Consider the following 12693-nt stretch of genomic DNA (forward strand, 5'->3'; position numbering starts at 1 on the left):
ATCCGGCTTACAACGAGTAATGCTATTAGTAGCTGCTTGCGCTCTTACCGTCGCCGTGACCCAGCGCTTTCAGCAGGCTCGCCAGCAGGCTGGATGCGCCAAAACGGTAGTGACGGGCATCGGCCCAGTCGGCACCGAACAGCTCATCGGCAATCGCCAGGAACTGCTGCGCATCTTCTGCGGTACGCACGCCGCCCGCCGGCTTGAAGCCCACGGTTTTTTCCACGCCCATGTCGCGGATCACTTCCATCATGATGCGTGCGCTTTCCGGAGTGGCGTTCACCGGCACTTTACCGGTGGAGGTTTTAATGAAGTCTGCCCCGGCTTTGATGGAGATTTCAGACGCTTTGCGAATCAGCGCCTCTTCTTTCAGTTCGCCGGTTTCGATGATCACTTTCAGCAGTACGTTTGCCGCGGCGCAGGCCTCTTTACAGGCTTTCACCAGATCGAAACCGACCTGCTCGTTACCCGCGATCAGCGCGCGGTACGGGAAGACCACATCCACTTCATCAGCGCCATAGGCAATGGCGGCGCGGGTTTCGGCCAGCGCGATCTCGATGTCGTCGTTGCCGTGCGGGAAGTTCGTCACCGTGGCAATACGCACCTCCGGCGTGCCCTGCTCTTTCAGGGTCTTACGCGCGATGGGAATGAAACGCGGGTAGATACAGACAGCCGCGGTGGTGCCCACCGGGGTTTTCGCCTGATGACACAGCGCGATCACTTTTTCGTTGGTGTCGTCGTCATTCAGGGTGGTCAGATCCATCAGTTTCAGTGCGCGCAGGCTGCTGGCGGTTAAATCGGTCATAACATTCTCCGGGCGTATAGCCGTAAAATTTCACCTTGCGGGTCTGTGAGTATTCTAACATTCACCCGCATTCTCACTTCGACATTCATCACAGTTAATGAAAAATGCATACAAATTTGCATTACCGTAATGCGATCAACTTCAAATAATTAAGCTGCAACTGCGGATTAAAGCGTCAGGCACCCGCGCAGGATCAAAGGCAGCCGGCGGGACTCTTTTTACACTCTTCCTCTGTCCATGCAGAACAATAAGGAAGCGACAATGTCCCTCTCCACACCCGCCGCCCTGCAACAACGTTGCCAGAAAATTGTGACAAGCCCGATGTTAAGCCCCGAACAAAAACGCCATTTTCTGGCACTGGAGGCGGAAAACAACCTGCCCTATCCCGCGCTGGATAACGATGCGCGCCTGGCGCTGGCCGGGGGGTTTATCTGCGATATGTTTGAAGGCCACGCGCCTTACAAACCGCGCTACGTGTTGCCCGACTATGCGCTGTTCCTGAAACAGGGTTCGGCGTGGCTGGAGCTGGAGGGCGCTCAGGATCTGGATGATGCGCTGTCGCTGCTGACCATCCTTTATCACCATGTTCCCTCCGTCACCGGCATGCCGGTCTTTCTCGGCCATCTCGATACGCTGTTGCAGCCGTATGTTAAAATTCTAACACAAGAAGAAATCGATATTCGAATAAAACGTTTCTGGCGCTACCTCGATCGCACCCTGCCTGATGCCTTCGTCCATGCCAATATCGGCCCGGCAGAGGGGCCAGTCACGCGCGCCATCTTACGTGCCGATGCAGAGCTTAAGCAGGTTTCACCCAACCTTACCTTTATTTATGATCCGGATATCACCCCGGATTCCCTGCTGCTGGAGGTGGCGAAGAACATCTGCGAATGCAGCAAGCCGCACATTGCCAACGGTCCGGTGAATGATAAAATTTTCACAAAAAAGGGCTACGGTGTGGTTAGCTGTTACAACTCGCTGCCGCTGGCGGGCGGAGGCAGCACCCTGGTGCGCCTCAACCTGAAAGCCATCGCCGAACAGAGCGAGACGGTGGAGGCGTTCTTTACCTGCACCCTGCCGCACTACTGCCAGCAGCAGATAGCCATTATCGATGCGCGCTGCGACTTCCTGTACCAGCGTTCCGGCTTCTTTGAGCATAGCTTCCTGGTTAAAGAAGGGCTGATCGATCCCGACAGCTTTGTGCCGATGTTCGGTATGTATGGCCTGGCTGAGGCGGTGAACGTGCTGTGTGAGAAGGCCGGGATCAATGGGCGCTACGGCCAGGATGACCAGGCTAATGCGCTGGGATATCGCATCAGCGAACAGCTGGCAGCGTTCGTGGAAGCGACCCCGGTTAAACATGGCTGGAAAAAACGCGCCATGCTGCATGCCCAGTCGGGGATCAGTTCCGATGTGGGCACCACGCCGGGGGCGCGCCTGCCGTATGGGGACGAGCCCGATCCCATCAACCACCTGCTGGCGGTGGCCCCGCATCACCGTCACTATCACGCCGGGATCAGCGACATCCTGACGCTGGATGAAACCGTGAAACGCAATCCGCAGGCGGTGGTGGAACTCTGTCTGGGTGCCTTCCGCGCCGGAATGCGTGAATTCAGTGCCAACGTGTCGGGCAACGATCTGGTTCGCGTGACGGGCTATATGGTGCGGCTGTCCGAGCTGGAGAAATATCGCGCAGAAGGTTCCCGCACCAACACCACCTGGCTGGGAGAAGAGGCCGCCCGCAACACCCGCATTCTGGAGCGCCAGCCGCGCGTGATAAGCCATGAACAACAGATGCGCTTTAGTCAGTAAGGTTATCCCGTTCTCCTGCGTCGACGGGCCCGGCAGCCGCCTGGCCCTGTTTCTGCAAGGGTGTAACCTGCGCTGCAAAACTTGCCACAACCCGTGGACAATAGGACGTTGCAACGACTGCGCCGCCTGCGTGCCGCACTGCCCGCATGAGGCGCTGAACGTTCAGGCCGGGCGCGTCTGGTGGGATGAGGCGCATTGCCAGCAGTGCGACACCTGCCTGCAAATGTGCCCGCAGCAGGCGACGCCTATGGCGCAGCGCTATAGTGTGGAAGAGATGGTGGCGCAGATCCGCAAGGTCGCGCCGTTTATCTCCGGCATTACCGTCAGCGGCGGGGAGGCCACCACCCAGCTGCCGTTTCTGGTGGCGCTGTTTTCGAGGCTAAAAGCCGATCCGCAGCTACTGCATCTGACCTGCCTGGTGGACAGCAACGGCCTGCTAAGCGAAACCGGCTGGCAGAAACTGCTCCCGGTGTTTGATGGCGCGATGGTGGATCTCAAGGCCTGGGGTAATGAACACCACCGCTATCTGACCGGACGCGAAAACCCCCTCATCAAGCACAGCATCCGCTGGCTGGCAGCGCACGGCCGGTTGAGCGAGCTGCGCCTGCTGGTGATCCCGGATCGCTGTGATTACCTGACGCACCGTCGCGAACTGATCAAATTTATTCGCCAGTTGGGGGATGTTCCCGTCAGGATCAACGCCTTTCACGCGCACGGCGTCTATGGCGAAGCCCGGCACTGGCGCAGCGCAACGGCTGAGGATGTTGAGCCCCTGGCGCAGCTGCTGGAGCGCGAGCAGATCAGCGTGATCCGCCCGGCGCTCTATCTATAGCGACAGGCCGAACAGCGCGCGGGTATTGTCCAACAGCGCCTGGGCGATCTCATCCGGGGGCTCCGGGCGCAGTTCACACAGGGTGGTAAAGACCCTTGTCGCCTGCTCCGGGCGGTTCGGCTGCCCCTGAAAACCGTTGAGCGGCATATCCGGGGCATCGGTTTCCAGCACCAGTGCGGAAAGGGGGAGTTGCGCCATCACCTCACGGGTTTTGTTGGCGCGGGGATAGGTGATGGTGCCGCCGACGCCAATGTTATAGCCCAGCGCCACAAAGCGCTGCGCCTGTTGCAGGCTGCCGGCAAAGCCGTGTACCACCCCGGTACGCGGCAGATTGTGGCGCTTAAGGTGCATCGCCAGCTTGTCATGGGTGCGCCGGGAGTGGAGGATCACCGGCAGATCGTAGCGTTTGGCCAGCTTCAGCTGCGCATCGAGGATCGCCTCCTGCCGCTCGAAGTGAGGATCCTCGCGATAGAGATCGAGGCCGATCTCCCCCACCGCCACCAGCCTTTCCGGACGTGCCGCGAGCGCCGCCTCCAGCTTTTCCAGATCGGCATCCTGATGGTTTTCGATCACAATCGGATGCAGACCCAGCGCCATATAGAGCGCCGGGTAGCGCGCGCCGAGATCCAGCACGCGATCGATGCTCGCCGCATCAATGGCCGGCACCACGATCGCCATAACCCCCGCTCCGGCGGCACGCTGGATGCTGGCGGGCTCATCGCCGGTGAAGGGTGAAAAATCAAAGTGGCAATGGGTATCAATAAAGCGGTAAGTCACGCCAGATCCTCATTATCAAACAGAGTGTCGTTCGCCTGCGGGGCATCGATTAACGGTGTGGCAACAACATCGTTGGCCACGCTTGCCGGGGGAACCACCACCGTAGCAGGGGCGATGATCCGCTGATGGCGGCGCAGCGGTGGACGCTCGGCCAGCATTTTGCCCACCGTCGCCAGGAAATAGCGTCCGCACAGACGCCCGGTTTTGTAATCGTCCCGCAGGGCCGGTACGCGGCTGCCCAGCGCCATGCTGTTGAGCGGCTTTGGCGGATAGATTTCAAAGATCCTCAGTTTACCCGGTGGTTTTTCAATAAATTGCTGGATGGCGTGATAGCTCGCCTCATGGTGCGACACCAGATTGAGCATCGGTTGCAGACTGCTTTCACCCAGCCAGCGTTCCATCCGCTTAAACCACTGCGGCGTATAGTACATCTGCGAGGGCACGGTGCGGATCACCACAATGGTGTTTGCCCCCCGCCGGGCCGCTTCCTGCACCGGGACCGCATCGCTGACACCGCCATCGAGATAGCTGATGCCATCCAGCAGCGCCCCCGTCCGGTAGAAGCCGGGGATGGCGCTGGTGGCGCGAAGAATATCGAGCCAGGTCTCTTTTTGCGGCGAAAAATAGCTCGCCGAGTAGTCATCTCCGCGGCAGGCGCACATCCAGAAGGCTTTGCCGGTATCGAACAGGCGCGAGGCGTTGTCCATCGCCAGCGGCATTTTGCTTGCGGTAGCATCCAGCAGCCAGTCGAGATCGATAAGGTTGCCCCCGCGCACAAAGCGCAACGGATCGAAGAAGTCGCGGGAGGTGGTGTAACGCATGATCACTTTGCGGGCGTAGCCCGGCTGATTACAGACGTAGGCCGAGAGGTTCTGCGCCCCGGCGGAGGTGCCAAAATAGAGATCGAACGGATTAAATTGCGCGCGCATAAACTCATCCAGCACGCCAGCCGTGAAGATCCCTCGCTGCCCACCCCCTTCGCAAACCAGCGCAATCTGGCCTGGCCGAAAGGGTTTCAGTGCTAACGGCGCAATATTGCCGAGCGTAACCGGAATTCGCTGCCCCACCTCTGCTTTCCTGTTTTTTATTTGTTATGTCACTACACAGTAGCCTACACCGGCGGGTTTCCCAAACAGGATGTATGCGAAAAGGTCAGCCAAAGAAAAAGGCCCATGCTTAACATGGGCCTTTTTATCAACATACGGTTACCTGAGCTATGGACGACGACGTCCGGTGAACAGGCTTACCAGGAACAGGATAATACCGACGACGAAGACAATTTTCGCCGCGCCCGCCGCGGTACCCGCCAGACCACCAAAACCCAGAGCGGCGGCAATTAACGCGATAACCAGAAAAATGATGCCCCAACGAAACATATGACTCTCCTTTACCATAGTTAATGTCGACCGCATGGTGAGCGCTCAGGTTGCTCACGGCGATATCTACATGTGTAATTCTTATCTCGCCTTCTGGCCTCAGCCAGAAGGACGAATTTTGGAGTTTTATTTCACTTTCAGATCGTTTTTAACGCTTTTCACGCCATCAATGGCTTTAGCGATACTTTCAGCACGGTCGCTCTGTGCCTTAGACTCGACTTCACCGCTGAGCTGTACCACGCCGTCGGTGGTTTCCACTTTCACATTACGTGAAGGGACGATGTCATCGGCAAGCAGTTTCGCTTTGATTTCGCTGGTAGTAGCAGCGTCACCGGCATAGCCTTTAGCAGACTGTTCCTTGCCGTCGCGAACATGCAGTTTGTCGCTGACAGATTTTACGCCCTCAATGCCTTTCGCCACGGAGACCGCTTTTTCAGCCTGCGCCTGGCTTTCAACGAAGCCACTCAGCGTGACGACGTTTTTATCGGTTTCTACAGAGATATCGGTGCTTTTAATGTCATCAGCATCTACCAGTGCAGCTTTTACTTTTGCTGTGATAGAGCTGTCATCCATGAAGTTACCGACTTTATTCATAGAGTTATCGATTTTTTCCCCTGCGGTGTTCGCGGTGGATTGCGCTTTGTCGGTTGCAGTGGTTTCTGCCATTGCAGAACCGCATACCAGAGCGCTACCCATCATTACCGCCAGCAGAGTTTTCGAAATCTTCAGTTTTTTAGTATTCATCGATGTATTCCTGTGGTTTGCTCCGAATTCGAGCGTCAAACATCACGTGCAAGTAGTCTTTAGTACTACCAATCAACACTCGGGCGAGATGAGAACCTTATCAACACGCATTGAATGAAACTTTCATCTGCGCCCGGTGTTAAACACTGAGTTAAATATAGATCACTCTCACAGGTCCGCTTTCAGAATTGGGCAAAAAATGAGCAATAAGCAGCAAAAGCCGTTGAATTAAGAACATTCCGCAAGGGATTAATAAGGCAGGGATTTAAGCAGAGCACGGCGGCTGCCGTGCTCCGGGAAGGGATTAATGCTCGCGGGTTTTGCGGAACTGAATATCGGGATAACGCTCGTGCGCCAGGTTCAGGTTAACCATGGTTGGGGCGATATAGGTGAGGTTATCACCGCCATCGAGCGCCAGCTGAACTTCGTTCTTACGCTTGAACTCTTCGAATTTCTTCACATCAGAACACTCTACCCAGCGCGCCGTCGCCACGTTGACCGATTCGTAAATCGCTTCAACGTTGTACTCGCTCTTCAGACGGGCAACCACCACGTCAAACTGCAGCACGCCCACGGCGCCGACAATCAGATCGTTATTGGCGATAGGACGGAATACCTGCACCGCCCCCTCTTCCGACAGCTGAACCAGCCCTTTCAGCAGCTGTTTCTGCTTCAGCGGATCTTTCAGGCGGATACGGCGGAACAGCTCCGGTGCGAAGTTCGGAATACCGGTGAACTTCATCATCTCACCCTGAGTAAAGGTGTCGCCAATCTGGATGGTGCCGTGGTTATGCAGGCCAATGATGTCGCCCGGATACGCCTCTTCCACATGGGAACGGTCACCGGCCATAAAGGTCAGCGCGTCGGAGATCACCACATCTTTACCGGTACGCACCTGGCGCAGCTTCATGCCCTTTTCATATTTGCCGGATACCACACGCATAAACGCCACGCGGTCGCGGTGTTTCGGGTCCATGTTGGCCTGAATCTTAAAGACGAAGCCGGTGAACTTCTCTTCGCTGGCAACTACTTCACGGGAGTCGGTATTACGCGGCATCGGCTGCGGCGCCCACTCCACCAGACCGTCCAGCATATGGTCCACGCCAAAGTTACCCAGCGCGGTACCAAAGAAGACCGGCGTGATTTCACCGCTCAGGAACAGCTCTTTATCAAATTCGTGGGAAGCGCCTTTGACCAGCTCCAGCTCTTCACGCAGCTGTTCTGCCAGCTCTTCGCCGACAGCCGCGTCCAGATCAGGGTTATCCAACCCTTTAACGACGCGCACTTCCTGAATGGTGTGACCTTTACCGCTCTGGTAGAGGTAGGTTTCGTCTTTGTAGAGATGGTAAACCCCTTTAAACAGCTTACCGCAGCCAATTGGCCAGGTGATTGGCGCACAGGCGATCTTCAGCTCACGCTCCACCTCATCCATCACCTCCATCGGATCGCGGATGTCACGGTCGAGTTTGTTCATGAAGGTCAGGATCGGCGTGTCGCGCAGACGGGTAACTTCCATCAGCTTACGGGTACGATCCTCAACGCCTTTTGCGGCATCGATCACCATCAGACAGCAGTCCACCGCCGTCAGGGTACGGTAAGTATCTTCGGAGAAGTCTTCGTGCCCCGGGGTGTCCAGCAGGTTCACCAGGCAGTCGTGATACGGGAACTGCATTACGGAGGTGGTAATCGAGATCCCACGCTGCTTTTCCATCTCCATCCAGTCCGATTTTGCATGCTGGCTGGAGCCACGGCCTTTTACCGTACCGGCGGTCTGGATCGCCTGTCCGAACAGCAGCACCTTTTCGGTGATGGTGGTTTTACCGGCATCCGGGTGAGAGATAATGGCAAAAGTACGGCGTTTCGCCACCTCTTGCAGATAAGGAGACAACGTCATAATTCAATCTTCTTTAAAAAGCGCGGCAGCGGGCCGCGCATCATGAATACGAAAATGCGGCTATTTTACCCATCAATGGGGGGCAGGCAATCAATGTTTACACAGGAGTTGCTCCAGTTCGCTCAGGGAGGTCACGGTCCAGGTCGGTGTGATCCCCTCCGGCAGGGTGCGGTTGTGCGCGTTCAGCCAGCAGGTGGAGAGCCCGGCGTTCATTCCACCAAGGATATCCGACTCCGCCGTGTCCCCCACCATCAGCACTTTCGCCCGGTCAGGGTTTCCGGCCTGGGCCAGCGCATAATCAAAGATTTGCGGGGCCGGTTTCGCCACGCCCACCTGTTCTGAAATTACTAATAAATCAAAGTAGTCACGGAAACCGGTCCGCTCAAGGCGGATCTGCTGGAGCGCGGTAAAGCCGTTGGTGATGATCCCGAGCTTCGCCTTGCCTTTCAGGGAGGCGAGCAGCGACGCGGCGCCCGGCAGCGGGGCGCAGATTTCAGCCATTGCATTAAGGAAGGCGTCGTTCAGATCGCCTGGCGGAACGTTCAGGCGCTCCGACCACCCCTGAAAACGCTGGTGCTGCAGCTGTAACGCGGTGATTGCGCCGTTCTGGTAATCCACCCACAACGGTTTATTCACCGTCTGGTAAGCCTGGAAATCTTCAGCAGTAAAGGTCACGCTGTAGTCGAGAAACATCCGCTGTAAGCCGCCGTACGAATCGAAGGTAAACAGCGTTTCATCGGCGTCAAAGAAAATCCAGTCCCAGTTCATTGTTACAACCTTTTTTAGTTATCCAAGCGGCAGAGCCATGATGATGGCGTCTTCACGTCCTTCTGCGGTGGGGTAATAGTTACGGCGGATCGTCGCCTCGTTAAAGCCCAGGCTCTCATAGAGTGCGATGGCGGCGACGTTCGAGGCCCGTACTTCCAACCACAGCGTGAACACGTCTCGTGCTTCCAGCTCGCGAATTAAATGCTCCAGCAGTTCTCTGCCCAGCCCACGGCGCTGGAAAGCAGGATCCACAGCGATGTTAAACAGCGTCGCTTCATCCAGAACGACCTGCGTGATGGCAAATGCCGCCAGCTGATTATCGACATCCAGCCGATAGTTCAGGTAACGCTCACCCTGGTTGCTGGCAAAGGTTTTTTCACTCCACGGAAAGGCGTGGGCGCGTTTTTCAATCTCAAAAGCCTGCGCTAAATCAGTCGTCGTGAGGGAAGAAATTGTGTTCATGTTCGCAGATTTGTTGCCACAGCGCGCGACGTGCCGCCGGGTTTACGTTAAGTTCGTCCAGCGCCGGAGAGGCCATACTCGCCCCCTCCAGAGCAATCTCTTCTCTTACGCCAAGCTGCCAGCTGTTGCAGCGGCTGCCCTCGGGCAGCATGGCCACGCGATCGGGCGTCAGTTGTAGCACCTGATCGGCACCCAGCCTCAGCGCCCGAAGTACGTCGGCGATCACCGGCTCGCTCAGGGCGGGCAGGCTTTGCGCCACCATCACCAGACGAATATGCGCCGGTAGCGAGATGGCGATTTCGCCCTGCAATGCCGCCGGGCGGCGCAGCGCCCACTGGGTGATGCCCAGTTGCTGTAGTTGCCTGTCTCGTCGGGATGCCATTGCAAAAACTCCTGTTTGTCAGGCGCGCAAATATACCAAATGTGTCGAATCTGCGCCATCTACCTACTATAATCCCCGCCTGTGTTTATTGAGGAACAATTCATGTCTGCATTTACCCCGGCAAGTGAAGTCTTGCTGCGTCACAGTGATGATTTCGAACAAAGCCGTATTCTGTTTGCCGGAGATATGCAGGATGACCTGCCTGCCCGTTTCGAGTGCGCCGACAGCCGTGCGCACACCCAGCAGTATCACCACTGGCAGGTCCTGAGCCGTCAGATGGGCGAGCGCGCCCGTTTCAGCCTGGTGGCGGAACAGGCCGACGTGGCCGACTGCGATACGCTGATCTACTACTGGCCGAAGAACAAACCCGAAGCCCAGTTCCAGCTGATGAACCTGCTCTCCCTCCTGCCGGTGGGTTGCGATATCTTCGTGATCGGTGAAAACCGCAGCGGCGTGCGCAGCGCTGAGCAGATGCTGGCGGAGTACGTCACGCTGAACAAAGTCGACAGCGCCCGCCGCTGCGGCCTCTACCATGGCCGCCTGGACAAAAAACCGACCTTCGACGCGGAAAAATACTGGGGCGAATATCAGCTGGATGGCCTGACCATCAAAACCCTGCCGGGCGTCTTCAGCCGCGACGGTCTGGACGTGGGCAGCCAGCTGCTGCTCTCCACCTTTACGCCGCACACCAAAGGCAAAGTGCTGGATGTCGGCTGTGGCGCAGGCGTGCTCTCCGCTGTGCTGGCAAGCCACTCGCCGAAAGTGCGTTTAACCCTCACCGATGTGGGTGCATCCGCCATCGAAGCCAGCCGCGCGACCCTGGCGGCCAACAACATTGAAGGCGAAGTTTTTGCCTCCAACGTCCTCTCCGACGTGACCGGCCGTTTCGATATGATTATCTCTAATCCGCCATTCCATGACGGTGTGGAAACCAGCCTCGAAGCCGCGCAGACCTTGATTCGTACCGCGGTACGCCATCTGAACAGCGGCGGTGAACTGCGAATCGTGGCGAACGCCTTCCTGCCGTACCCGAAAGTGCTGGATGAAGTCTTCGGCTTCCACGAAGTGCTGGCGCAAACTGGCCGCTTTAAGATCTACCGCGCCATCATGACCCGCCAGGCGAAGAAGTAACGTCTCCCGCTGGCCTGAGCCGCCCGTTCAGGCCATTTTTGCAGCAAATAATATCTCCCGCACAATTATCTGTTGACGAAAAGCTGAAAACATCTAGAATGCGCCTCCGTGGTTACGATACTTTTACTGTATCGATGGTATGCGAAGGTGGCGGAATTGGTAGACGCGCTAGCTTCAGGTGTTAGTGTCCTTAGGATGTGGGGGTTCGAGTCCCCCCCCTCGCACCAACAACCATGATTGATATTGCTCACACTGGGCGAAGGTGGCGGAATTGGTAGACGCGCTAGCTTCAGGTGTTAGTGTCCTTAGGATGTGGGGGTTCGAGTCCCCCCCCTCGCACCAACGAGGCGATATCAAAAAATAAGATGACTGTGCGAAGGTGGCGGAATTGGTAGACGCGCTAGCTTCAGGTGTTAGTGTCCTTAGGATGTGGGGGTTCGAGTCCCCCCCCTCGCACCAATTATCTTATCTCTCCTGATTTTCTCTCTTCTTCTCCCGTTAGTTCAGATTCATTACCAGCACCCACATTCCCGCAATCAGCGCAACACATGATGGCAGTAGCACGAAATGCCGCAGTTGTTTATGCCAGATCATGGCGGATGAAATCAGCAAGCCCGACGCGATAATCACTTTCCAGACCGCTAACGACAGATCGGTACACGCCAGCCCGGCCATGACCATTCCCGGCAGTATCACGCCCCAGCCACTTCCCAACGCTCTGCTCAACATGATTCATCTCTCAAACCGATAATGATAACCAATATCATATGATAGATTTTCTCATTTGTCAGCGTTAAACCTGAATGTGTAAAAAGCCTTGCGCACGGATTTATCTATAGTTAGGATTGGCAATCATTATCATTTAGATTTTTATCCAGCTAACTTATGGCCACACGTTCCGCACACGCTGTTGAGAATATTATCTGGCAAACGCCACTGTCGGCCGGGCCTTCAGGGCTTGCGGACGCGATGCGTGAGGCTATCGGTCAGACGCGTGCCTATCTGCTGGATGTCATCAAGCTGGATGAACCCCATCCTCATCACGCCATGACGCTGGCGCAGTGGCAGCGTCCTGCCGAACTGCAGTCTTTGCTGGCGACCTACTCCGATCATATCTACCGCAACCAGCCCACGATGGCGCGGGAAAACAAGCCGCTGCTGTCGCTGTGGGCACAGTGGTATATCGGGCTGATGGTTCCACCGATGATGCTGGCCCTGCTGACCCAGGATGTGGCGCTGGATATTTCCCCGGAACATTTCCACGTTGAGTTTCACGAAACCGGGCGCGCAGCCTGCTTCTGGATCGACGTTCAGGAAGACAGCCAGGCAACCTCCCTTTCGGCCCGGCAGCGTATGGAAATGCTGGTGACACGCGCGCTGCTCCCGGTGGTTGACGTCCTGGAAGCGACGGGTGAGATCAACGGCAAACTTATCTGGAGCAATACCGGCTATTTAATTCACTGGTATCTGACCGAAATGAAACCCCTGCTGGGGGATGAGAAAGTGGACGCGCTGCGTCAGGCGATTTTCTTTGCCCGCCAGCTCTCCGATGGGCGTGACAACCCGCTTTATCGCACCGTCGTCCCGCGCGACGGCCTGCTGGTGCGTCGTACCTGCTGTCAGCGCTATCGCCTGCCGGACGTTCAGCAGTGCGGCGATTGCACGCTGAAATAGTTTGTCAGGTCCAATAGATGAAAACGGCAACCCAAG

14 protein-coding genes and 3 tRNA genes are annotated in these 12693 nt (G+C 56.7%); 7 read left to right on the forward strand and 10 right to left on the reverse strand.

The features are described from left to right. Positions 1-25: 25 nt before the first annotated feature. Positions 26-805 carry a deoxyribose-phosphate aldolase gene (gene deoC / locus B3X29_RS02760; protein ID WP_168192000.1) on the reverse strand — a complete coding sequence of 260 codons (780 nt, stop codon included), beginning with the start codon at positions 803-805 and terminating at the stop codon, positions 26-28. Positions 806-1066: 261 nt separating this feature from the next. Here deoC and B3X29_RS02765 point away from each other — a divergent pair, with 261 nt between their 5' ends. Beyond that, on the forward strand, positions 1067-2617 hold the full coding sequence (locus B3X29_RS02765) for a YjjI family glycine radical enzyme (RefSeq protein WP_180209058.1): 1551 nt from the start codon (positions 1067-1069) through the stop codon (positions 2615-2617). Then, complete coding sequence (locus tag B3X29_RS02770; RefSeq protein ID WP_159340011.1) at positions 2589-3449, forward strand: YjjW family glycine radical enzyme activase; 861 nt, start codon at positions 2589-2591, stop codon at positions 3447-3449. The genes B3X29_RS02765 and B3X29_RS02770 overlap by 29 nt, the downstream gene beginning before the upstream one ends. Here B3X29_RS02770 and B3X29_RS02775 read toward each other — a convergent pair. The 8 genes from B3X29_RS02775 to B3X29_RS02810 all read right to left on the reverse strand — a co-directional run bounded on the left by B3X29_RS02775 (position 3444) and on the right by B3X29_RS02810 (position 9852). Beyond that, positions 3444-4226, reverse strand: coding sequence for a TatD family hydrolase (locus B3X29_RS02775; RefSeq protein ID WP_290503520.1), 783 nt, complete (start codon positions 4224-4226; stop codon positions 3444-3446). The two genes, B3X29_RS02770 and B3X29_RS02775, sit on opposite strands and share 6 nt — an antisense overlap. After that, positions 4223-5293, reverse strand: coding sequence for a patatin-like phospholipase family protein (locus B3X29_RS02780; protein WP_103178171.1), 1071 nt, complete (start codon positions 5291-5293; stop codon positions 4223-4225). Before B3X29_RS02780 ends, B3X29_RS02775 begins: the two co-directional genes overlap by 4 nt. Positions 5294-5440: 147 nt before the next feature. Continuing rightward, positions 5441-5602: a DUF1328 domain-containing protein gene (locus B3X29_RS02785; protein WP_002887716.1), complete on the reverse strand. Its 162-nt coding sequence runs from the start codon at positions 5600-5602 to the stop codon at positions 5441-5443. A gap of 126 nt (positions 5603-5728) precedes the next feature. Next, a complete protein-coding gene (osmY, locus tag B3X29_RS02790; protein ID WP_103178169.1) occupies positions 5729-6346 on the reverse strand; it encodes a molecular chaperone OsmY in 618 nt (205 codons plus the stop codon). Positions 6347-6650: 304 nt separating this feature from the next. Next, positions 6651-8240, reverse strand: coding sequence for a peptide chain release factor 3 (gene prfC / locus B3X29_RS02795; RefSeq protein WP_103178168.1), 1590 nt, complete (start codon positions 8238-8240; stop codon positions 6651-6653). Positions 8241-8330: 90 nt separating this feature from the next. Continuing rightward, positions 8331-9008: a pyrimidine 5'-nucleotidase gene (gene yjjG / locus B3X29_RS02800; RefSeq protein ID WP_103178167.1), complete on the reverse strand. Its 678-nt coding sequence runs from the start codon at positions 9006-9008 to the stop codon at positions 8331-8333. 18 nt (positions 9009-9026) lie between these two features. After that, positions 9027-9470, reverse strand: coding sequence for a ribosomal protein S18-alanine N-acetyltransferase (gene rimI, locus B3X29_RS02805; protein WP_103178166.1), 444 nt, complete (start codon positions 9468-9470; stop codon positions 9027-9029). Next, entirely contained in the window at positions 9439-9852 is a 414-nt protein-coding gene (locus B3X29_RS02810; protein ID WP_103178165.1) for a DNA polymerase III subunit psi, read from the reverse strand. Before B3X29_RS02810 ends, rimI begins: the two co-directional genes overlap by 32 nt. Before the next feature lie 102 nt (positions 9853-9954). On the opposite strand from B3X29_RS02810, the gene rsmC reads away from it, so the two are divergent. The 4 genes from rsmC (at position 9955) to B3X29_RS02830 (ending at position 11442) form a co-directional block, all read left to right on the forward strand. Beyond that, the gene (rsmC, locus tag B3X29_RS02815) at positions 9955-10983 is read left to right on the forward strand and encodes a 16S rRNA (guanine(1207)-N(2))-methyltransferase RsmC (protein WP_103178164.1); all 1029 of its coding nucleotides are present in this window, start codon (positions 9955-9957) and stop codon (positions 10981-10983) included. A 141-nt stretch (positions 10984-11124) separates the two neighbouring features. Continuing rightward, positions 11125-11210, forward strand: a tRNA-Leu gene (locus tag B3X29_RS02820). A 29-nt stretch (positions 11211-11239) separates the two neighbouring features. Continuing rightward, positions 11240-11325, forward strand: a tRNA-Leu gene (locus B3X29_RS02825). Positions 11326-11356: 31 nt separating this feature from the next. After that, a tRNA-Leu gene (locus B3X29_RS02830) sits at positions 11357-11442 on the forward strand. A gap of 39 nt (positions 11443-11481) precedes the next feature. On the opposite strand, the gene B3X29_RS02835 is transcribed toward B3X29_RS02830, so the two are convergent. After that, complete coding sequence (locus B3X29_RS02835; RefSeq protein ID WP_103178163.1) at positions 11482-11712, reverse strand: DUF1435 domain-containing protein; 231 nt, start codon at positions 11710-11712, stop codon at positions 11482-11484. 156 nt (positions 11713-11868) lie between these two features. Here B3X29_RS02835 and fhuF point away from each other — a divergent pair, with 156 nt between their 5' ends. Next, positions 11869-12657, forward strand: coding sequence for a siderophore-iron reductase FhuF (gene fhuF / locus B3X29_RS02840; protein WP_290503525.1), 789 nt, complete (start codon positions 11869-11871; stop codon positions 12655-12657). Positions 12658-12693 lie beyond the last annotated feature (36 nt).

This window comes from Leclercia sp. UBA5076 (assembly GCF_002416465.1).
GTDB lineage: Bacteria > Pseudomonadota > Gammaproteobacteria > Enterobacterales > Enterobacteriaceae > Enterobacter.